Below are 20,337 nucleotides of genomic sequence, written 5' to 3' on the forward strand. Positions count from 1 at the left end.
CACAAGACGTCCCGTACAACGGCGTACGGAACTGAACGCGGCGCCTGCCCGTCCCCGACCGGACGATTCGGCAGGCGCCGTGGCGCATCCCGGGCCGGTTCACGGCCCCGGCCCCTCAGGTCTCCCAGCTGCCTCAGGTGACCAGAGCCAGCGCGCAGGTGGCGGCCGCCGTCGCCGTCACCGCCAGCACCAGACCCGTCAGGACGAACCGCCCCAACGCGATCCGCGTCCCCTGCTGACGGCACCGCTCGAACCACAGCAGGGTCGCCAGCGAACCCCACGGAGTGACGACGGAACCCGCGTTGACCCCGATCAGCAGGGCCAGCAGCTGGTCGTGGTTCCCCGCCGGGATGACCGCCTCGCCCGCCACGTACGCAGGCAGGTTGTTCAGCACGTTGGCGAGCCCCGCACCCACCCCGGCCGACCGCAGCATGCCCAGGAAGCCGTTGTCCGAGCCGAGCGCCCGCACCAGCAGTTCGTGCAGCCCGTGCGCGTTGACCGTCTCCACGACCAGGAACATCCCCGGGACCAGTACCAGCAGCCGCCACGGGACCAGCGACAGCCGCAGCTCCTCCCGGCGCCGCACCGCGAACGCCGCCACCACGACCACCATCGCGGCCAGCGACGCCGACCACAGCGGCACATCCACCGCCAGGATCGCCACCAGGAACCCGACGCACGCCACCGCGCAGATCCGCAGCAGCACCGGATCGCCGGGCACCGGCAGGGCGGGCGGTGTGTAGCGCTCCGCCCCGCGCCGGCCGCGGCGCCAGTAGAACACCCACAGACAGAGCGCCGTCACCCCGATCGCCGCCAGCTGGGGCAGCCACATCACCGAGGCCAGACCGGCCGGCGACAGCGCCACCCGGTCCGCGGCCAGCAGATTCGTCAGGTTCGACACCGGCAGCAGCAGACTCGCCGTGTTGGCCAGCCACACCGTCGTCATCGCCAACGGCACCCCGGCGATGCCCACCCGGGTCCCCAGCGCCAGCATCACCGGCGTGAGCAGGACCGCGGTCGTGTCCAGGTTCAGGGTGATCGTGGTCAGCGAGGCGAACGCCACGCACAGCCCGAACAGCAGCGCGTAACGGCCCCGGCCGGCCCGTGCCACCCAGGCCGCCACCACATCGAAGACCTGCGCCCGGCCCGCCAGCTCCGCCATCACGATCACGGTGGCCAGGAACGCCAGCAGCGGCCCGATCCGCCGCATCTGATCGGCCGCCGGGCCGGCGGGCAGCAGCCCGGTCACCGCGGCGAGCAGTCCCGCCAGGAGCAGCCCGGCCGCCAGCCAGTCGAGCGGGTGCAGCCGTCGGACCAGGGATGACAGCACAGCCGCGCTCCCGCCGCCGGGCCGCGGCGTGGAGTGATCGTTCCGCATGCGGTCATCGTGTCAGACCGCGGAACCGCTCCCCGCTCAGCCCGTCAGCGCCGACGTCTTGAGGACCACCAGCAGCACCAGCACGGCCAGCAGCACCACGCACCCGGCGGCCTGGACCGCCGTGCGGCGCTGCGCCGGGGCGTACGCGTAGACGACCGTGACCAGCGCACCGGTCAGCAGCCCGCCCAGATGCCCCTGCCACGAGGTGAAACCCGCGGAGATCACCATCCAGATCAGGAACCCGGCCAGGAACCGGTTCACCGCCTGCATGTTCCGGCCCAGCCGCCGGCTGATGACGTAGAACGACGCGGCGAGACCGAAGACCGCACCGGACGCGCCCACCGAGGAGTCGAGCGGCGCGATCAGATACACCAGGACCGAGCCGCCCAGCGCCGACAGCAGGTACAGCGCCAGATAGCGGGCCCGCCCCAGCTGTTCCTCGACGACCCGGCCCAGATTCCACAGCGCGTACATGTTGAAGGCGATGTGCAGCACGCCGAACGGCAGCGAGCCGAAGGAGGACTCGCCCGGCGGCAGATGCAGGAAGGCCCCCGTCAGCAGCCGGTACCACTCACCGTCGACCACACCGGTCACGTCGAATCCGGGGAATCCGCCGTCCACGTAGACGTACTGGGCGCCGTCCGGGCCGGTCAGCCCGGCACCCGTCATCGCGAACCGGTCGACGATCCCCGGCCGGACCAGCTCGCCCAGGTACGCCAGGATGTTGAGGCCCATCAGCACGTAGGTGACGAGCGGCACCGCGTCCCGGGACACCGCGCCGCCGAACACCGTGCGCGCCTGCCGCACCGAGCGCCGCCCCTCCTTCACGCACTCCACGCAGTGGTGGCCGACGGCGGCCTCGCGCATGCAGTCCGGGCAGATGAAGCGCTCACAGCGGGTGCAGCTCACATACGTCTCGTACGACGGGTGGCGGTAGCACGTGGTGACGGCGGCTTCCATGGCCGGCTCCTTCATCGGTGTACGGACAAGAAGCCGGTGGGGCGGCGGCGATCAAGATAGCGAACCCGGGGGAGGGGTACACACCCGGGTTTAGGCTCGGGTTCCCCCACCCCCGACGATCGGAGCCCCCTGATGACCGCCGAGGCCTTCCGGATCCTGCGCGCGGCCGGCCGCACACCGCTGGCGTGGAAGAACGGCGGGGGCGTCACCCGGGAGATCGCCGCGTCCCCCGGCGCCACGACCGGCGCCTTCGACTGGCGGGTCAGCCTGGCGGACGTGGCGGCGGACGGGCCGTTCTCCGTGTTCCCGGGCGTCGACCGCACCCTGACCGTGGTGGAGGGGGCCGGGATGGACCTGATGGTGGGCGGCGAGCACCACATCGTCGACGAGCCGTACTGGCCGCACGACTTCCCGGGCGACCTGGACACCGACGGCCGGCTCCTGGCGGGCCCGGTCGTGAACCTCAACGTGATGTACCGCCGTGACCGGGTCCGGGCGGAGACGGCGGTGGTGCGCGGCACCCTGCGGCTGGCGGCGCCGGAGGGCGGGGCGGTGCTGGCCGTGGCGATCGAGGACGGCGCCGTCGTCGACGGGACGGACACCGTGCTCGGCCGTTACGACGCGGTGCTGCTGCGGAGCAGGGAGGCGTCCTGCGTACTGCGGACGCAGGGATACGCGGCGCTGGTCACCCTGTCGGGTGACGAGACCGGCGGCCGGTAGCGGTACTGGCGGTACCCCGGGGGCTGCCCGCCGGGCATCCGATCGGGTGGTCCGCACCGTCCTCGCGGAATCCGGACAGAAGATGTCGGGTTTCCCGGGTTCCATGGAGCCATGACCTCATCCTCCTGGGCAGATTTCCGGTCGGCGGAGCCGGACTTCGCCGACACCGTGCGACAGCGGTTCGAGCAGTACAAGCACCACGTCCTGGCGACCCTCCGGAGCGACGGCTCGCCGCGGGTCACCGGCCTGGAGGTGGACTTCCGGCTCGGCGAGCCCTTCCTCGGCATGATGCCGAACTCGCGCAAGGCGCTGGACCTGCGCCGCGACCCCCGCTTCGCGGTGCAGGCCAACCCGGGCCCGGACGCCGAGATGGCCGACGGCGACGTGCGGATCTCGGGACGCGCGGTGGAGGTGACCGACCCCGAGGTGCTCGCCCGCTTCATCGCCGAGGTGAAGCCGCCGGAACCCTTCCACCTCTTCCGGGTCGAGCTGACCGAGGTGGTGCGCATCGGGCTCGAAGGGGGCGACACCCTGCTCATCCGGACCTGGCGTCCGGGTCACCCGCTCCGCACGATCCGCCGGGGCAACGACGACGGGCCGGCGTCCACCGCGCCCTGACCGCTGCGGGAGGCGGGCGACGCGGTGTCCGCCGCGCCGCCCGCCGGGCGGAGAATGGGCGGGTGCCTACCAAGAAGAAGCCCCAGGCGACCCCCTCGCCCGAGCGCCGCGGCGAACTGCTCGCCACGGCCGCCGAGGTGTTCGCCGCCCAGGGATACAACGCCACCACCGTCCGCAGGATCGCGGACGAGGCCGGCATGCTCGCGGGCAGCCTCTACTACCACTTCGATTCCAAGGAATCGATGCTCGACGAGATCCTCTCCACCTTCCTGAACGAACTGTGGGAGGGGTACGACACCGTCCTCGGCGCCGGGCTCGGCCCCCGGGAGACCATCGAGGCGCTCGTCACCGAGTCCTTCCGCGAGATCGACCGGCACCGGGCCGCCGTCGCCATCTACCAGAAGGAGTCCGGGCACCTGGCGGCCCAGCCGCGGTTCCACTACCTGGTCGAGTCCCAGCAGAGGTTCGAGAAGGCCTGGCTCGGCACCCTGGAGCGCGGCGTCGCCGACCGGACCTTCCGCGCCGACCTCGACATCCGCCTCACCTACCGGTTCGTCCGCGACACCGTCTGGGTCGCCGCCTCCTGGTACCGGCCGGGCGGCCGGCACAGCCCCGAGGAAATCGCCCGGCAGTACCTCTCGATGGTCCTGGACGGGATCGCCCTGCGCGGCTGAACCGGCCGGGGCGGGAAATCCACCCGCGCCCCGAACGGCTCCGGGCCGGACGCCCCAAGGGTTCGCACGGATATCCGCCGGCCGGCGGCGTGGCGCGTTCCACCGCTGGTCGGCAGATCGTGCTACGGTGGTCCGGTTGCAGTTTTGGTACCCATGAACTTTATGTGCGCCTGACGGGAATGCTTCCTCAGGCGCTTTATTGTTTTCCGGCTTTCTCCGGGTGGGGCTCAATGCGGCGACTTGGAATTCGTAAAGTGCGGATTTCCGGCACTGCACCTGTTTTAGGAGAATGACATGGCTACTGGAACCGTGAAGTGGTTCAACTCGGAAAAGGGCTTCGGCTTCATCGAGCAGGACGGCGGCGGCGCCGACGTCTTCGCCCACTACTCCAACATCGCCACCCAGGGCTTCCGTGAGCTCCAGGAGGGCCAGAAGGTCTCCTTCGACGTCACGCAGGGCCAGAAGGGCCCGCAGGCGGAGAACATCGTCCCGGCCTAATTGCCGGACGCGTACCTCGCAGCCGGGGCCCGCACCGTGAAGGTGCGGGTCCCGGCTTGTGCTGTCCCTGGGAAGCAACGCAAAGACGGGCGCCGGACCGGCGCCCCGCACCGGGTGCGACGAAGCACCCCGGGTGCCCGAGAGAGCTCCGCGCTCCGTGCGCAGCGGTCACCTCCGCAGATCCGCGCGGACCCGGAATTCTTGAGCAGTCCCCAGCAGTCCCACGTAGTTCCCCAGGAATCCCCCAGGAGGGCAATTCCGTATGACCCGCTCCGAACGTCAGGACCGTCCCGCCCGCAATCGCCCGTCGAGGGGGCGTGGCACGGCCCAGGCAAAGGCAACCGCACAGGGTTCCGGCAAGGGATCCGGCAAGGCGTCACCCCGTCGCAGGGCCACGCCGCCGCAGGGTGAGTTCGCCCTGCCCGAAACCATGACCCCCGCACTGCCCGCCGTCGAGGCGTTCGCCGAGCTGGACATGCCCGCCGCCCTGCTGAAAACCCTTGCCGCGCAGGGCGTCACCGACCCGTTCCCGATCCAGGGCGCCACCCTGCCGAACTCGCTGGCCGGCCGGGACATCCTCGGCCGCGGCCGCACCGGCTCCGGCAAGACCCTCGCCTTCGGCCTCGCGCTGCTGGCCCGCACCGCCGGACGCCGCTGCGAGCCGAAGGCACCGCTGGCGCTCGTCCTCGTCCCGACCCGTGAGCTCGCGCAGCAGGTCACCGACGCGCTGACGCCGTACGCCACCGCGGTCAACCTGCGGATGGCCACCGTCGTCGGCGGCATGTCGATCAGCAAGCAGTCCGGCACCCTGCGCCGCGGCGCCGAGGTGCTCGTCGCCACGCCGGGCCGCCTCAAGGACCTCATCGAGCGCGGCGACTGCCGCCTGGACGACGTCGCCATCACGGTCCTCGACGAGGCCGACCAGATGGCCGACATGGGCTTCATGCCGCAGGTCGTCGCCCTGCTCAAGCAGGTCGAGGAGGGCGGACAGCGGATGCTGTTCTCCGCCACCCTGGACAAGAACATCGACCGGCTGGTCAAGATGTTCCTGACCGACCCCGTCGTGCACTCCGTCGACCCGTCCGCCGGTGCCGTCACCACCATGGAGCACCACGTGCTCCACGTGATCGACGAGACCGACAAGAAGGCCGTCGCCACGAAGATCGCCGCCCGTGAAGGCCGCGTCATCATGTTCGTCGACACCAAGCGCGCCGCCGACCGCTTCGCCAAGCGGCTGCTCGCCAGCGGCGTACGGGCTGCCGCGCTGCACGGCGGCCGTTCGCAGCCGCAGCGCAACCGGACCCTGGACCAGTTCAAGAACGGCCAGGTCACCGCGCTCGTCGCGACGAACGTGGCGGCCCGTGGCATCCACGTCGACGACCTCGACCTGGTCGTCAACGTGGACCCGCCCACCGACCACAAGGACTACCTCCACCGCGGCGGGCGCACGGCGCGCGCCGGGGAGTCCGGCAGCGTCGTCACGCTGGTGCTGCCCGAGGAGAAGCGGGAGATGACCCGGCTGATGCAGGACGCGGGCATCGCGCCGCGCACCACCCGGATCAAGTCCAGCGACGAGGAGCTCACCCGGATCACCGGGGCACGCGAGCCGTCCGGCGTCGCGATCGTGATCGAGGTCCCGCAGCCCACCCAGCCGAAGCCGCGCACGCGCTCCGGCGCGGGTGGTGCGGGCACGGGCACCGGTGGCGGCTTCCGCTCGGGCAGCCGTGGCCGTGGCCGCCGCGGTGGCTCCGGCGGCGCGGGTGCTGCCGGTGGCGGCGGCGCGCAGGGCACCGGCGGAGCGGGTCGTGCCGGTGGCACGGGCCGCTCGGGCGGTACCGGCCGCAGCGGTGCGCCCTCGCGCGGACGCCGCGCGGCGTAACCGGGGTCTTCGGCCCGTCCGGTGTGCGAGGACGGAGCGTCGCGCGGGTTCGCCCGCCGTGCCGCTTCCGTCCTCGCACACCGGACGGGCTTGGAATCAGGCCTCTCCGGTGACTGAGGAGCCGGCATCCGGGGGCAGCGTCCCCGGAAGGCGTGCATCCAGCCCCGCCAGCACCTCCGCGCCGAACTCCCGCAGCAACGGCTCACCGCTCGCACACCACGCGGCCGCCGCCTGGCGGGTCTCCTCGTCGCCGCGCCCGCACAGCGCCTCCGCCGATGCCTGCCAGTTGTCCAGCCCCGGGCCCCCGGACCGCAGCGCCCGTCGCGCCAGTTCCTCGAAGGAAGCGCGCACACCCAGCTCCGCCTCCAGGACCGTGGCGATCGCACCGTGCCCCGTCTGCTGGTCCCGGCCGGCGGCCGGCCGGCCCTCGCGGACGAGTTCGACGGTCAGCGTCTCCCCGTCGTCGACCACGGTCCGGCGCACCACCACGTCGTACGCGTCCCTGTACAACTCCCGCAGACCCGCCCGCATCTCCTGCTCCAGGTCGGTGTCCAGCATGCGCCGCGCCTCGCCCAGCGCCTCCTCGACGGCACCCTCCACCGCTCCCGCACCATGCCTCAGCAGGGCGCGGACCGTCGGCAGGGAGCCCCGCCGGGCCGCCAGCAGCAGCGGCGACTCGCCCTCGGGGCCCGGCAGACAGGGATCGGCGCCGTACGCCAGCAGCACCTCGGCGGTCCGCGCGTGACCCAGCCCCACCGCCCAGCGCAGCGCCGTGAACCCGAACTGTTCCCGCAGATCCGGCCGCGCACCGGCCGCCAGCAGTGCCTCGGCCACCTCCGTGTGCCCGCCGCACGCCGCCCCGCACAGCGGCAGGTCGCCCGCCTCCGGACCACAGGCCCGGTCCGGGTCCGCGCCCGCTGCGAGCAGCAGCCGCACCACCCCCGGACGGTCCGACACCGCCGCCAGATAGAGCGCGCTCGCACCGTCCTCGTCCACCGACTCGGCGGACACACCGCTGCGGAGCAGCCGTACGACGGCGTTCTCACCCTCGTACAACGCATCGAACAGGCGGTGTCCGCCCGCTGCTGCCGCCATCGGATCTTCTGTCACATTTCGACTGTAATACGCCGCGCGGCAAGGCCACTTGCCCGGAGCGGGCCGTTCTCAGGTCGTGCAGTCCAGCACGGTCCTGCACAGCGCGCACCGCGCCCGCACCCGGCCGCGCACCGGAACCCGGTTGCGCTGGTGGCAGGTCGGGCAGGCGAACGCGACCCGCAGCCCGTCCCCGCCGGACTCGAAGGAGTACGGCACCTCCGGCCCCGGGCCCGTAACCGCGCCCGGATGGTCCTGCGCGTACCGCCGGTCCTTGGCGTACCGGCGGCGGCCCGCCCAGCCCGCGGCCGTCAGCGGCGGCTGTGTGCTCTCCCGCAGGGCCTGCGCCCGGCCCTTGGTGTACGCCGTGTACGCCTGCGGACTGGTGAACCACGGCGACGGGTCCTCGTCGAAGGCGAGCGCCCGCTTGGCCAGCACGTACCCGAACTCCTCCGGGGTGAGGTAGCCGAGCTTCTGGCTGGACGTGGCGTCCTCCCGGAACGCGTCCAGCAGCAGCCAGCCGGCCCCCAGATAGGCCGCCGCCGTGTCCGTCAGGATCTCGTTGTCCCGGGTGCCCGGGAACTCCAGGCCGAGCCGGTGCAGCAGCACATGCATGACCTCGTGCGACAACGCGGCGCCGATGTCCCGGCGATGGGTGCGGAACCGGTCGTTCAGCTCGATGAAGTACTCCGGCCCCGCCGCGAGTTCGACGCTTCCCGCATGCTCCATCGCACGGAACGCCACGATCATCCGGGCATCCGGCAGCCGCAGGTGCTGCACCATCGCCCGCGCCACCCGCTGCGCACCGAGATGCAGGTCGTCCGCGTCGGCGAACGCCGCGTCGGCGGGGGCGAGGCTCGGGGCGAAGCGGTGCACGCCGTCGTAGGAGAGGCGGCGGTACAGCGCGGTGATCGCGGAGCGGACGGTGGCCAGATGCGGGAAACCGTGCACCACCGGGCTGCCGTGGGGGCTGTCCGACATGTCCCTCCCCCCCGCGCCGTGGCGCTCGACTCCGCACCACTGTAGACCGCGGCGGGCGGGACGCGTCAGGCGTCCGGGGCCGCCCGCACGGGCGCCCGCACCGGCACCCCCGGCCCCAGCGACACGTACGGTGCCGCCGCACCCTCCAGCTCCAGCACCCACACCTCGTTGACCCCGTCGCGCAGCACGGGACCCGGCACGTACAGGGTGCGCTGCGGGCCCGCCGCCCAGTACCGCCCGAGGCAGAAGCCGTTCACCCAGACGAATCCACGCGTCCAGCCCGGCAGTTCGAGCCCGGCGTGCCCCGTCCCCGACACGTCCCCGGCCTCGAACGTGCCCCGGTACAGACCCGTCCCCCCGGACCCGTCGACCGGCACGAACGGAACACCCGCCACCGCGGCCGGTTCGTCGAACGCGTCGAGCCGCAGCGCCCGCGCCCGCACCCCGTGCAGGAACTGGCGCTCGTGCAGCACACCTCCGGTGATCCCCTTCGGCTCGCCCAGGCGCGGCCCGTAGTTGACCCGGCCCAGCGACTCCACCCACAGCTCCACATCGGCGGGCCCGGCCACCGGCTCCGGCAGGGTGCTGTCCTCCTCGCTCAGGACGCCCCTGCGGACCCCGTCCACGTACACCACCGCCCGGTCGCGCAGGCCCGAGATCCCCAGGGTGTAGGGGCGGCGCGGACCCGGCACGGCGACCCGGTAGCGCACCAGACCGCGGTCCACCCCCAACTCCTCGAACGTGGGCGGCACGCCGGACTCCGCCCGTTCCTCGTCGCCCAGCGCCTCCAGCACGGCGGGCAGCGGTGCCCACTCGGTCAGCGCGGCCCGCACCGGCGTCAGCCCCACGGGCTCCGGCGGCAGCGGGGGCAGCGGCCCGTCCGCGTACTGCGCGAGGACCTCACGGAACAGACGGAACTTCTCCGTCGGCCGTCCGTACTCGTCGACCGGCGCGTCGTAGTCGTACGACGTCACCGTCGGCTGCAACTCCTGGTCCTGGAGCGGGCCGGCCCGGTTGGCGCCCGCCCAGCCGCCGAAGTTCGTCCCCCCGTGCGCCATGTAGATGTTCACCGAGGCCCCGCACTCCAGGATCTCCCGCAGCGCACCGGCGGCCTGCGCCGGATCCCGTACGACCGGCGGCGCACCCCAGTGCTCGAACCAGCCGCACCAGAACTCCATGCACATCAGCGGACCTGCGGGCTGGTGGCGGCGCAGCACCCGGAACGCCTCGTGCGCCCCCGACCCGAAGTTCGCCGTCGCGAGCAGTCCGGGCACCGAACCACCGGTGAGCATGTGGTCCTCCGGCCCGTCGGAGGTGAACAGCGGAACGCTCAGCCCGTGCGCGACGAGCAGATCGGCCACCTGGCGCAGATGGACGGCGTCGGTGCCGTAGCTGCCGTACTCGTTCTCCGCCTGCACCATGATCACCGGACCGCCGCGGCCGGTCTGCCGCTCCGCCACCTGCGGCAGCAGCTCGTCGAACCAACGCCGCACCGCGTCCAGGTAGCCGGCGTCCCGGGTCCGCACCCGCCGGCCGAACCGCCCGGTCACCCAGGCCGGCAGCCCGCCGTTCTCCCACTCCGCGCAGATGTACGGACCCGGGCGGACGATCGCCCACAGACCGGCCCGGTGCGCCGCGTCCAGGAACCGGCCGAGCGCCGGGACGTCCCGGAACTCGCCCGGCCGCGGCTCGTGGAGGTTCCACGGCACGTACGTCTCGACGCAGTTCAGGCCCATCGCCCGCAGCATCGACAGCCGGTGGTCCCACTGCGCCTCGTGCACCCGGAAGTAGTGCAGGGCCCCCGACAGCAGCCGTACGGGCTTCCCGTCGAGCCGGAAGTGGTCGTCCCCCACGGTGAAGTCAGCCATCGTGCTCGTTCTCTCCTGTGCGCGCGGTCCCGGGCCACGCCGCGCTCCGCGGCCCGGTACGGGCCGTGTGCGGTACGGGTGACGGAGCGGGCGAACCCGGGAGGAAGGTCACGGGCCAGCCTCACCCCCTGGCGTGCGGCCGGTCCATGGACAAAGATCACTGCTGTTTGGACACAGCACACGACGCCGCACGTCACACGGGAGCGGACAGGAGCGAGGGCCGATGTACCACACCTGGATGCGCTTCTTCACGCCGAGCCCGCTGCACCACCGCCTCGGCCTGGTCTGTCTGGGCGTCGGCCTGCAGCACGGCACGCTGCCGACCGTCGGCCCCCGCACCCTGGACCACCACGTGGCCGTCGTCGTGCACACGGGCAGCGGATGGTTCGCCGGGCCGGACGGCCGCCGGGTCCCCGTCACCGCGCCCAGCCTGATCTGGCTCACCCCCGGCACCCCGCACCACTACGGCGCCGACCCGGCCACCGGCTGGGACGAGAGCTTCGTCGACTTCACCGGGCCCGCCACCACCACGTACACCGAGCTCGGCTACATCGAACCGGACCGCCCCCTCGTCCCGCTGTCCGACACCGCGGCACCGCGCGCCGCCATCGGCCGGATGGTCCGGGCCGCCCGGCGCGGCAATCCGCTGCTGGAGGTGGAGACCGGCGCGGCCGTCCACGAACTGCTCGTCGCGCTGCGCCGGGCCAGGGCCGATGTCGGCCCGGACGGCGACCCGGTGCTGCACGCCCTGGCCAGGGACGCGTTCCAGCCGCTGTCCGTCGCCGAGCACGCGGCCCGGCACGGCATGACACCCGCCGAACTGCGCACGGCGGTGCGGCGGGGGGCGGGCTGCAGCCCGAAGGACTACCTCCTCACCATCCGGCTCGGCCGCGCCAAGGAGCTCCTCGCCACCGGTGACCTGCCGGTCGCGGCGGTCGCCCGGCGCGTCGGCTACGACGATCCGGCGTACTTCTCCCGGCTGTTCGCCCGCCGGGTCGGCATGGCCCCGGTCCGCTTCCGCGAGCAGCAGGGCCGCAGTGTGCCGGGCGGCTGGAGCGACCGGGTCCCGGACCCGGAACACCCTCCGACGATCATCCAGCAGCCCGGCGTCTAAGCTCGCTGACCATGACCACGAGCGACATCGACGATTCCGTAGGCGCCGAACTCAACCGGCTGCGCGAGAGCATCGACAACATCGACGCGGCAGTCGTCCACATGCTGGCCGAGCGCTTCAAGTGCACCCAGCAGGTCGGCCACCTCAAGGCCGCCCACCAGCTGCCGCCGGCCGATCCGGACCGGGAGTCCCGGCAGATCGCCCGGCTGCGTCAGCTGGCCGAGAGCGCGCACCTGGACCCGGCGTTCGCGGAGAAGCTGCTGAACTTCATCGTGGCCGAGGTCATCCGCCACCACGAGCGGATCGCGGAGGAGTCGGCGAGCAGGACGGGCGGCGCGGGGGAGTAGCGGTCCCGGCCCGGGGGCCTCAGGGGGAGATCTCCTCCAGTGGCCGGTTGGCCGTCTCCTCGGCCAGGGTCCCCGCCACCACCGCGCCGATCACGGCCACCGCGCCGAGCATCACGAACACGGCGACGACGCTGTCGTTCGCCGCGTAGACGACGCCCACCAGGATCGGGCCGAGGATCACGCCGAGGCGGTTGACCGCGCCACCGACGCTGCAGCCGAGGGCGCGCATCCGGGTCGGGTACAGCTCGGGTGTGTACAGGTAGAGGCAGATGTTGGAGCCGAAGAAGCCGACCGCGGACAGCGAGGTCCAGATCAGGACCTGTACGGGGGAGTGGGCGCCGAGCGCCGCCAGGGTGAGCAGGAGCGCGGCCGAGGCGCCGAGGCAGACGGCGAAGATCCGGCGGCGGCCCAGCACGTCCACGGTGAGGGCGACGAACAGGCAGCCGAGCAGTCCGGCGACCGAGGTCACGGTGGAGTAGAGCAGGGCGTCGGAGAGGCCGAGGCCGTACTCGTCCTTGTAGATGCTGGGCAGCCAGGACGTCACGCCGTAGTTCACGAAGTAGCCGGTGAACCAGATCGCGCCGACGACCAGGGTGCGGCGCCGGTAGCGGCCGGTGAACAGGCCGCGCACACCCGTCGCGGCGCGTTCCGCGGGGGTGGCGGTCCCGGCGGCCGGTGCGGGTGAGGGGGCGGGCGCGGCCGGGGCGGCCACCGGCGGGGGCAGGGGCTGCCCGGTGGCCGCCGACACCTTCGCCTCGATCCCGCTCATCACCGCGTCGGCCTCCGTGAGCCGGCCGCGGTCCGCGAGCCAGCGCGGGGACTCCGGCACCCTGCGCTGGACGAGGAAGGCCAGCAGCCCGGGTACGGCGGCGACGGCGAACATCACGCGCCAGCCCGCCGCCGGGACCACCCAGGCCGCCACCAGGGCGCCGACGGTGAGGCCGGCCGGGAAGACGAGTTCGTACAGCAGGACGAAGCGGCCCCGCTTGAAGCTCCGGGTGATCTCGCTGATGAAGGCGGCCGCCACCGGCACCTCGCCGCCGATCGCGAGCCCCTGGAGGAAGCGCAGGGCCAGGAACGGGGTGAGCGAGGTGCAGGCGGTGAGGGCCAGGCTCGCCAGACCGGACGCGGCCACGCAGTACGCGATCACCTTCACCCGGCCGTAGCGGTCGGCGAGCCGTCCCGAGAGCAGGGCGCCGACGAGCATGCCGGCCGAGCCGACCGTGAGGACCGCGGTGGCGTCACCCGTGGTCAGGTGCCACTCGTCGCGGAGCTCGGGCAGCGCGTAGGCGATCAGCAGCTGGTCGAACGCCTCGAAGAAGGTGACGACGCCCACGATCAGGCGGACGGTGACGTGCCAGCGCGAGAGCGGCAGGCGCTCGAAGCGGGCGGCGATGCCGGCGCGGGTGGTGAGGGCGGTTTCGGTGGGGCCGGCCGGCAAGGGATCCGGTTCGGCGCCCTGCGCGGTGTCGGTGCTCATCCAGGGTTCCTCCTGCTCCGCGTGGGGCCGGAGCGGTTGGGGAGCCAGGTGTACGGGGTCGCAGAGGGGACGGGGATGAGCTGAGCGTACGGGTGGGAACGGCCGCCCGATGCTCGTGAGCCCGTGAGATCACCCACTGACCTCTGTAAGTGCCTAGCTTTTAAGTGCTTAAGTTTTATCCGGCCGGGACTGGTGGCCGTCAACCCCTCCGGAGGCAAAAGGAGATTTTGCCGAGGGGGCTTGCGGGGAATTACTTAAGCACTTAGATTTTTAGGCCTGAGGTAACCGATTCGATCGCAGGAGGCCAACTGATGCTTGCCGACGAGGTGTTGGTCGCGGGGCAGTGGCGGCAGGGCCGTGGCGCCCTCATCGAGACGGTCGACCCGGCCACCGGCCAGGTCATCGCCACCGTGCACGCCGCATCCCTCGACGACGTCGAGGAGGCCGCCACCGCAGCCGCCCGCGCCGCCCACGACCCTGCCTGGCGCACCCTCCCCGCTCACCTCCGCGCCCGGCTGCTCCACCGGATCGCCGACCTCGTCGAGCAGAGCGCCGACCGGCTCTCCGCCCTGCAGACCGCCGACACCGGCAAGTGCCGCACCGAGACCCGCGCCCTCGTCCTGAGCGCCGCCGGCACCTTCCGCTACACCGCCGCCGCCCTGGAGACCGCCGAGGACGCCCTCACCCCGTCCCGCGGCCCGTACGTCACGATGAGCGTCCACGAACCCATCGGCGTCATCGGCGCGATCACCCCCTGGAACTCGCCGATCGCCAGCGACGCCCAGAAGCTCGCCCCCGCCCTCGCCGCGGGCAACGCCGTCCTCCTCAAGCCCGCCGAATGGACCCCGCTCGTCGCCCTCGCGCTGGGCCGGCTGGTCCACCAGGCCCTCACCGAGGCCGCACTGCCCACCGCCCTGCTGTCCGTGCTGCCCGGCCGCGGCAGCGTCATCGGCGACGCGATCGTCCGCCACCCGGCCGTCGGGAAGATCACCTTCACCGGCGGCACCGCCACCGGCCGCACCCTCGCCCACGTCGCCGCCGACAAGCTCATCCCCGTCTCGCTCGAACTCGGCGGCAAGTCCCCGACGATCGTGCTGGAGGACGCCGACCTGGAACAGGCCGTCGCCGGCGTCATGTACGGCGTCTTCTCCTCCACCGGACAGAGCTGCATCGCCGGCTCCCGGCTCTTCGTCGCCCGCTCCCGCTACGACGAGTTCCTCGGCGAACTCGTCGCCCGCACCGAGAAACTGCGCGTCGGACCCGGCACCGACCCCGACACCCAGGTCGCCCCCCTCGTCCACCACAAGCACCGCGACGGCGTCGCCGCCTACGTCGACCTGGCCCGCGAGGAAGGCGCCACCGTCCGCTGCGGGGGAGCGGCCCCCGAAGGCGAGCGCTACCGCGACGGCGCCTACTACCTCCCCACCGTCCTGGACGGCCTGCCCCACACCGCCCGCGTCTGCCAGGAGGAGATCTTCGGCCCGGTCCTGGTCGCCCTGCCCTTCGACGACGAGGACGACCTCGTCGGCCTGGCCAACGACAGCGTCTACGGACTGGCCTGCGGCATCTGGACCCGCGACCACGCCCGCGCCTGGCGCCTGGCCCGCCGCATCGACGCGGGCACCGTCTGGATCAACACGTACAAGCAGTTCAGCATCTCCACCCCGTTCGGCGGGCTGAAGGACAGCGGGATCGGTACCGAGAAGGGCCGCGACCTCGTCCGCGGCTACCAGCGGCAGAAGTCCCTCTACTGGGCCACCGACACCACCCCGCTGCCCTGGGCCGCCCAGTGAAGCCGAGCGAGAAGAAGCCGGAGCCCCCCATGCCGTACGAGAACACCCCACACCCGCTGCCCGAACCCGTCGCCCGGCTGCGCGCCCTGCGCTCCGTCGAGCTCCGCACCCCCGCCCTCACCGAGTCCGCCGACTTCTACGCCGAGGTCTGGGGCCTGGAACCCGTCGAACGCGAACACGACGCCACCTGGCTGCGCGGCACCGGCGAGGAGCACCACGTCCTCCACCTCGCCCGCGGTGAGCAGAACGGCCTCGGCCGCATCACCTTCGCCGTCGCCACCCCCGCCGAGATCGACGAGGCCGCCCGCCGGCTCCTGGCCCGCTCCATCGTCCCGGTCGCCGGACCCGGACCCCTCGACCAGGTCGGCGGCGGCTACGGACTCCGCTTCACCGACCCCGAGGGCCGGCTGATCGAACTCAGCGCCCAGACCCACGCCGTCACCCCGCGCGGCCGGGACGCCGCCGTCCCCGTCGGCGTCACCCACACCGTCCTCAACACCACGGACATCGACGCCGCCGTCGCCTTCTACACCTCGGTCCTCGGCCTGCGCGTCTCCGACTGGTCCGAACACCAGATGGCGTTCCTGCGCTGCAACGCCGACCACCACTGCATCGCGTTCAACCAGGCCGAGTGGACCTCCCTCAACCACGTCGCGTACGAGATGACATCCGTCGACCACTTCATGCGCGGCCTAGGCCGCCTCCGCCACCACGGCATCACCCCCCAGTGGGGGCCCGGCCGGCACGGCCCCGGCAACAACACCTTCTCCTACTTCACCGACCCCGCCGGACTCGTCTGCGAATACACCTCCGAGGTCGCGCAGATCGTCGAGGACGCCTGGATCGCCAAGGTCTGGCGCCGCACCCCCGACCTCTCCGACCTCTGGGGAACCGCCGGACCGCCCTCGCCCGGAATCCGCCGCCACATGGCCGGAACACCCGACCCCGGCCCCCTCACCACCACCCCCACCGACGCACCGGAAGAGGTGACCGCATGACCGCCACCCTCACCCCCCGGCCGGACGCCTCCGCCCGCCCCGCCCGCCCCGTGCGCCGTATCGGCCTCGTCGGCTGGGGAGCCATCGGACGCGTCGTCGGCACCGCACTGGCCGAAGGACACATCCCCGGCGCCGAACTCACCTGCATCATCGACAACCGGCCCCTCGTCGACGCCCCCGCACCCCAGCTGTCCTTCGAGGACGCCCTCACCGTCTGCGACCTCATCGTCGAAGCAGCGGGCCAGGCCGTCGTACGGGAATGGGCCGAACGCGTCCTGAACAGCGGCGCCGACCTGCTGATCGCCTCCACCGGCGCTCTCGTCGACCCCGAACTCACCGGCCGGCTGCGCGCCGCCGGACCCGGACGCGTCTACTTCACCGGCGGAGCCGTCGGCGGACTCGACCTCCTCCAGGCCGTCCGCGGACTCGGCCCCCTCACCTCCGTCACCCTCACCACCACCAAGCTTCCCGCCACCCTCCACCAGCCGTGGATGGACGCGGAACTGACCGAGCGGCTGCGGACCGCCGCCGGACCCGTCGAGGTGATGCGCGGCACCGCACGCGACGTACCCGTCAAGTTCCCCAAGTCGACCAACGTCGCCGCGTCCGTCGCCCTCGCCACCGGCGACCCCGCACTCGTCGAGGTCGTCGTCGTCGCCGACCCGGCCGCCACCCTCACCCGGCACGTCATCGAGGCGGCCGGACCGCACGGCAGCTACCGCTTCGAGGTCGCCCACCGGCCCGACGAAGCCAACCCCGCCACCAGCCAGGTCGTCCCGCACGCCGTGCTCCGCAGCCTCGGCGCCGTCGTCGGCCGGGCAGGACAGATCCTGTGACCGCCGCCACCGTTGCCGGGGTGCACACGCGGGAGGCCGGCGACCCCGCCGCCCCGCTGCTCCTCTGCCTGCACGGCATCGGCTCCTCGTCCGCCGCCTTCGCCCCTCAACTGGACCAACTCGCCGACCAGGTAAGGGTCGTGGCCTGGGACGCCCCGGGCTACGCGGACTCCGCCGACCCCGGCCACGCCCCCGGCCTCGACGGCTACGCCGACACCGCGGCCGCCCTCATCCGCGCCCACGGCGGCCCCGCCCACGTCCTCGGCGTCTCCTGGGGCGGCGTCATCGCGCTGCGCCTCGCCACCCGCCACCCGGACCTCGTCGCCTCGCTCGTCGTCGCCGACTCCAGCCGGGGCTCCGGGACCGACCCGGACAGGGCGACGGCCATGCGCGGACGCGCCGAACAGCTGGCCGCCCAGGGCCCCGAGGCGTTCGCCGCCGCCCGCGGACCACGCCTCGTCTCCGCCGCCGCACCCCCCGCGCTCGTCGCACGCGTCGTCGCCACCATGGCCTCCTCCGTCCGCAGCCCCGGCTACGGATACGCCGCCGCGTCCATGGCCGAGGCCGACCTCACCGACGACCTGCCCGCCATCACCGCACCGGCCCTCGTGCTGTGCGGCGAACAGGACACCGTCACCGGAACCGACGAGTCACAGGCCATCGCCGGCGGACTCACCAAGTCCGTCTACGTCACCCTCTCCGGCGCCGGACACCTCGCCAACCAGGAACGCCCCGAGGCCTTCAACGCCTGGGTCCGCGCCCACCTCCACGTCGTCGCCCGCGTCCCCGCGTAACGACGCCACCCCCAACCCCCACCACCGAACCGAGGAGCACCCGTGCCCATCGACAACACCCCGTACGAGACCGACGGCGACCTCGCGAAGTTCACCGACTCCCTCATCGCCACCAAGGACTCCCGCGAACCCGACTGGAACACCCTCTCCTTCCAGGAGAAGGCCGGCGCCCAGTACCGGCGCGCCCAGATCCGCTACGTCGGCTCCGGCGCCACCGGCAACCACGAGAACGACAACCGCATCCTCCCGTCCGGCGGCTTCACCCTCTCCAACATGCTGCTCCCGCCGGGCGCCGAAGGCCCCGAGCACACCCACCACGACGTCGAGGAGGCCTTCTTCGTCCTGGAGGGCCAGGTCAGGGTCGGCATCCACCGCGGCTCCGACGAGGCCGAATACCGCACCCTCGGCTACCGCGACATGATCGTCGTCCCCGCCGGAGTGGCCCGTTCGCTGAAGAACGAGGGCGACACCGACGCCCTGTTCTGCGTCATCATCGGCACCCGGAAGCCGCAGGTCCCCACCTACCCCGAGCACTCCCCGATGCACGGCATCACCCGCGACTGATGGCCGCCGACGACACCCCCCGTACGGTCGTCGTCACCGGCGCCGGCCGCGGCCTGGGACTGGCCGCGGCCCGCCGGATCGGCAACGACGGCCACCGCGTCGTCATCGCCGAACTCGACGCGACGACCGGCACGCAGGCCGCCGAGGAACTGCGCGCCGAGGGCATCACCGCCGACTTCCACCCGCTCGACGTCGCCGACCCGGCCTCCACCGCCGCACTGGCCGCCACCCTCGCCGAGGACGGCAGCAGGCTGTACGGACTGGTCAACAACGCCGGCCTCGCCAACGCGGTGGGCGGCAAACCGTTCCACGAGATCGACGTCGAGGCCTGGGACCGCATCATGACGGTCAACGCCCGCGGCCCCTGGCTCGTCGCCCGCGCCCTCCTCCCGCTCATGCGGGACCACGGCAGCGGACGCATCGTCAACCTCGCCTCGGACGCCGCCCTGTACGGATCGCCCCGGCTCGCCCACTACATCGCCTCCAAGGGCGCCGTGATCTCCCTGACCCGGGCCATGGCACGCGAGACCGGCGACTTCGGCATCACCGTCAACGCCGTCGCCCCCGGCCTCACGGAGGGGGAGTCCGCCGTGGACATCCCCGCAGAACGCCACGAGCTGTACCGCCTGAACCGGGCGATCTCCCGCCCGCAGCAACCCGCCGACCTGGTCGGCCTGATCGCCTTCCTCATCGGCGACGAATCCGGCTACATCACGGGCCAGACCTTCGCGGTCAACGGCGGCTTCACGATGCAGTGAGAAACGAAACCGGTCCGGCACACATCCAAGCCGGTCCGGCGCAACCTCCAAGCCGGTCCGGCACAACCTTCAAGCCCGTCCGGCGATTGAGGACACCCCCGCACCGGGGTTCCGGTGCCCCGCGGAGCCCCCGCACCCGCACCCCGCCCCCAACCCGCAAGGAACCCCATGGACCTCCGCCTGAAAGGCCACCGCATCCTCGTCACCGGCGGCAGCTCCGGCGTCGGCCTCGCCACCATCCGCATGCTGCTGGAAGAGGGCGCCCACGTCGCCACCTGCGGCCGCCGCGCCGACGCCCTCGCCCGGGCCCTCGACGGCCTCGCCGGCCCGGACGTGCTCTACCACGCCCCCTGCGACGTCCGCGACGAAGCCGCCGTACAGGCCTTCACCGAGGCCGCCGCCGACCACCTCGGCGGGCTGGACGGCCTCGTCAACAACGCCGGCGCCTCCCGGATGAAACCCTTCGCCGAGACCACCGCCGACGACTGGCGCGACGAACTGGAACTCAAGTTCTTCGGCGTCCTCAACCCCCTCAACGCCGCCCTGCCCCACCTCCGCGCCGCCGGCCACGCCTCCGTCGTCAACATCAACGCCGTCCTCGCCAAACAGCCCGAGACGGCGCTGATGACCACCAGCGCCGCCCGCGCCGGCATCCTCAACCTCTCCACCTCCCTGTCCAAGGAACTCGCCCCCGACGGCATCCGCGTCAACTCCGTCTGCCTCGGCCTCATCGACACCGGACAGTGGGAACGCCGCTACGCCGCCTCCGGCAGCCCACTCGACTACACCGCCTGGCAGACCGGCCTCGCCGCCGACCGAGGCATCGCGCTCGGCCGCCTCGGCAACGCCGGCGAAGTCGCGTACGCCGTCACCGCCCTCCTCTCACCCAGGGCCTCGTACATCACCGGCACCACCGTCGACGTCTGCGGCGGCGTCAACCGCGCCATCGCGTAACCCCCCGTCCCAGAGACCCAGGAGCACCCGA

20 protein-coding genes are annotated in these 20,337 nt (G+C 72.7%); 14 read left to right on the top strand and 6 right to left on the bottom strand.

The window, feature by feature from the left end; all coding sequences use genetic code 11:
* Nucleotides 1–133: 133 nt before the first annotated feature.
* Together OG521_29520 and OG521_29525 are read right to left on the bottom strand one after the other, a co-directional pair.
* Nucleotides 134–1,378, bottom strand: a complete 1,245-nt coding sequence (locus tag OG521_29520) for an SLC13 family permease (protein WUW24681.1) — start codon at nt 1,376–1,378, stop codon at nt 134–136.
* A gap of 36 nt (nt 1,379–1,414) precedes the next feature.
* Nucleotides 1,415–2,338 (bottom strand): rhomboid family intramembrane serine protease, encoded by a 924-nt coding sequence (locus tag OG521_29525; protein WUW24682.1) that lies wholly within the window; start codon nt 2,336–2,338, stop codon nt 1,415–1,417.
* Between the two features lie 132 nt (nt 2,339–2,470).
* Here OG521_29525 and OG521_29530 point away from each other — a divergent pair, with 132 nt between their 5' ends.
* From OG521_29530 to OG521_29550, 5 genes are all read left to right on the top strand, one after another.
* Nucleotides 2,471–3,058 carry a HutD family protein gene (locus OG521_29530; GenBank protein ID WUW24683.1) on the top strand — a complete coding sequence of 196 codons (588 nt, stop codon included), beginning with the start codon at nt 2,471–2,473 and terminating at the stop codon, nt 3,056–3,058.
* Between the two features lie 111 nt (nt 3,059–3,169).
* Nucleotides 3,170–3,676: a pyridoxamine 5'-phosphate oxidase family protein gene (locus tag OG521_29535; GenBank protein WUW24684.1), complete on the top strand. Its 507-nt coding sequence runs from the start codon at nt 3,170–3,172 to the stop codon at nt 3,674–3,676.
* A 62-nt stretch (nt 3,677–3,738) separates the two neighbouring features.
* Nucleotides 3,739–4,350 carry a TetR/AcrR family transcriptional regulator gene (locus OG521_29540; GenBank protein ID WUW24685.1) on the top strand — a complete coding sequence of 204 codons (612 nt, stop codon included), beginning with the start codon at nt 3,739–3,741 and terminating at the stop codon, nt 4,348–4,350.
* A 294-nt stretch (nt 4,351–4,644) separates the two neighbouring features.
* Nucleotides 4,645–4,848: a cold-shock protein gene (locus OG521_29545; GenBank protein ID WUW24686.1), complete on the top strand. Its 204-nt coding sequence runs from the start codon at nt 4,645–4,647 to the stop codon at nt 4,846–4,848.
* Between the two features lie 262 nt (nt 4,849–5,110).
* Nucleotides 5,111–6,727, top strand: coding sequence for a DEAD/DEAH box helicase (locus OG521_29550; protein ID WUW24687.1), 1,617 nt, complete (start codon nt 5,111–5,113; stop codon nt 6,725–6,727).
* A 96-nt stretch (nt 6,728–6,823) separates the two neighbouring features.
* Here the strand turns inward: OG521_29550 and OG521_29555 are convergent, their stop codons facing one another.
* From OG521_29555 to OG521_29565, 3 genes are all read right to left on the bottom strand, one after another.
* A complete protein-coding gene (locus OG521_29555) occupies nt 6,824–7,837 on the bottom strand; it encodes an ankyrin repeat domain-containing protein (protein WUW24688.1) in 1,014 nt (337 codons plus the stop codon).
* 54 nt (nt 7,838–7,891) lie between these two features.
* Nucleotides 7,892–8,800 carry a hypothetical protein gene (locus OG521_29560; protein ID WUW24689.1) on the bottom strand — a complete coding sequence of 303 codons (909 nt, stop codon included), beginning with the start codon at nt 8,798–8,800 and terminating at the stop codon, nt 7,892–7,894.
* A gap of 65 nt (nt 8,801–8,865) precedes the next feature.
* Entirely contained in the window at nt 8,866–10,668 is a 1,803-nt protein-coding gene (locus tag OG521_29565) for a beta-galactosidase (GenBank protein ID WUW24690.1), read from the bottom strand.
* Between the two features lie 223 nt (nt 10,669–10,891).
* Here OG521_29565 and OG521_29570 point away from each other — a divergent pair, with 223 nt between their 5' ends.
* Both OG521_29570 and OG521_29575 read left to right on the top strand, forming a co-directional pair.
* The gene (locus tag OG521_29570) at nt 10,892–11,782 is read left to right on the top strand and encodes an AraC family transcriptional regulator (protein ID WUW24691.1); all 891 of its coding nucleotides are present in this window, start codon (nt 10,892–10,894) and stop codon (nt 11,780–11,782) included.
* Between the two features lie 11 nt (nt 11,783–11,793).
* Nucleotides 11,794–12,129 (top strand): chorismate mutase, encoded by a 336-nt coding sequence (locus OG521_29575; protein WUW24692.1) that lies wholly within the window; start codon nt 11,794–11,796, stop codon nt 12,127–12,129.
* Between the two features lie 19 nt (nt 12,130–12,148).
* Here the strand turns inward: OG521_29575 and OG521_29580 are convergent, their stop codons facing one another.
* A complete protein-coding gene (locus OG521_29580) occupies nt 12,149–13,609 on the bottom strand; it encodes an MFS transporter (GenBank protein WUW24693.1) in 1,461 nt (486 codons plus the stop codon).
* A 311-nt stretch (nt 13,610–13,920) separates the two neighbouring features.
* Here OG521_29580 and OG521_29585 point away from each other — a divergent pair, with 311 nt between their 5' ends.
* From OG521_29585 to OG521_29615, 7 genes are all read left to right on the top strand, one after another.
* Entirely contained in the window at nt 13,921–15,402 is a 1,482-nt protein-coding gene (locus OG521_29585) for an aldehyde dehydrogenase (protein ID WUW24694.1), read from the top strand.
* Nucleotides 15,403–15,431: 29 nt separating this feature from the next.
* Nucleotides 15,432–16,400 (top strand): VOC family protein, encoded by a 969-nt coding sequence (locus OG521_29590; GenBank protein WUW24695.1) that lies wholly within the window; start codon nt 15,432–15,434, stop codon nt 16,398–16,400.
* A complete protein-coding gene (locus OG521_29595; protein WUW24696.1) occupies nt 16,397–17,236 on the top strand; it encodes a DUF108 domain-containing protein in 840 nt (279 codons plus the stop codon). The genes OG521_29590 and OG521_29595 overlap by 4 nt, the downstream gene beginning before the upstream one ends.
* Nucleotides 17,233–18,030, top strand: a complete 798-nt coding sequence (locus OG521_29600; protein ID WUW24697.1) for an alpha/beta hydrolase — start codon at nt 17,233–17,235, stop codon at nt 18,028–18,030. Before OG521_29595 ends, OG521_29600 begins: the two co-directional genes overlap by 4 nt.
* 48 nt (nt 18,031–18,078) lie before the next feature.
* Nucleotides 18,079–18,594 carry a cupin domain-containing protein gene (locus OG521_29605; protein WUW26844.1) on the top strand — a complete coding sequence of 172 codons (516 nt, stop codon included), beginning with the start codon at nt 18,079–18,081 and terminating at the stop codon, nt 18,592–18,594.
* Entirely contained in the window at nt 18,594–19,352 is a 759-nt protein-coding gene (locus OG521_29610) for an SDR family oxidoreductase (protein ID WUW24698.1), read from the top strand. Before OG521_29605 ends, OG521_29610 begins: the two co-directional genes overlap by 1 nt.
* Before the next feature lie 168 nt (nt 19,353–19,520).
* Nucleotides 19,521–20,306: an SDR family oxidoreductase gene (locus tag OG521_29615; GenBank protein WUW24699.1), complete on the top strand. Its 786-nt coding sequence runs from the start codon at nt 19,521–19,523 to the stop codon at nt 20,304–20,306.
* Nucleotides 20,307–20,337: the final 31 nt, after the last annotated feature.

Source organism: Streptomyces sp. NBC_01463, from assembly GCA_036227345.1.
Lineage (GTDB): Bacteria > Actinomycetota > Actinomycetes > Streptomycetales > Streptomycetaceae > Streptomyces.

Coding starts and splice junctions, on each gene's coding strand:
- OG521_29550 (WUW24687.1), top strand. CDS start 5,111: ATGACCCGCTCCGAACGTCAGGACCGTCCCGCCCGCAATCGCCCGTCG.
- OG521_29530 (WUW24683.1), top strand. CDS start 2,471: ATGACCGCCGAGGCCTTCCGGATCCTGCGCGCGGCCGGCCGCACACCG.
- OG521_29590 (WUW24695.1), top strand. CDS start 15,432: ATGCCGTACGAGAACACCCCACACCCGCTGCCCGAACCCGTCGCCCGG.
- OG521_29610 (WUW24698.1), top strand. CDS start 18,594: ATGGCCGCCGACGACACCCCCCGTACGGTCGTCGTCACCGGCGCCGGC.
- OG521_29545 (WUW24686.1), top strand. CDS start 4,645: ATGGCTACTGGAACCGTGAAGTGGTTCAACTCGGAAAAGGGCTTCGGC.
- OG521_29535 (WUW24684.1), top strand. CDS start 3,170: ATGACCTCATCCTCCTGGGCAGATTTCCGGTCGGCGGAGCCGGACTTC.
- OG521_29580 (WUW24693.1), bottom strand. CDS start 13,609: ATGAGCACCGACACCGCGCAGGGCGCCGAACCGGATCCCTTGCCGGCC.
- OG521_29565 (WUW24690.1), bottom strand. CDS start 10,668: ATGGCTGACTTCACCGTGGGGGACGACCACTTCCGGCTCGACGGGAAG.
- OG521_29585 (WUW24694.1), top strand. CDS start 13,921: ATGCTTGCCGACGAGGTGTTGGTCGCGGGGCAGTGGCGGCAGGGCCGT.
- OG521_29575 (WUW24692.1), top strand. CDS start 11,794: ATGACCACGAGCGACATCGACGATTCCGTAGGCGCCGAACTCAACCGG.
- OG521_29615 (WUW24699.1), top strand. CDS start 19,521: ATGGACCTCCGCCTGAAAGGCCACCGCATCCTCGTCACCGGCGGCAGC.
- OG521_29520 (WUW24681.1), bottom strand. CDS start 1,378: ATGCGGAACGATCACTCCACGCCGCGGCCCGGCGGCGGGAGCGCGGCT.
- OG521_29570 (WUW24691.1), top strand. CDS start 10,892: ATGTACCACACCTGGATGCGCTTCTTCACGCCGAGCCCGCTGCACCAC.
- OG521_29595 (WUW24696.1), top strand. CDS start 16,397: ATGACCGCCACCCTCACCCCCCGGCCGGACGCCTCCGCCCGCCCCGCC.
- OG521_29525 (WUW24682.1), bottom strand. CDS start 2,338: ATGGAAGCCGCCGTCACCACGTGCTACCGCCACCCGTCGTACGAGACG.
- OG521_29560 (WUW24689.1), bottom strand. CDS start 8,800: ATGTCGGACAGCCCCCACGGCAGCCCGGTGGTGCACGGTTTCCCGCAT.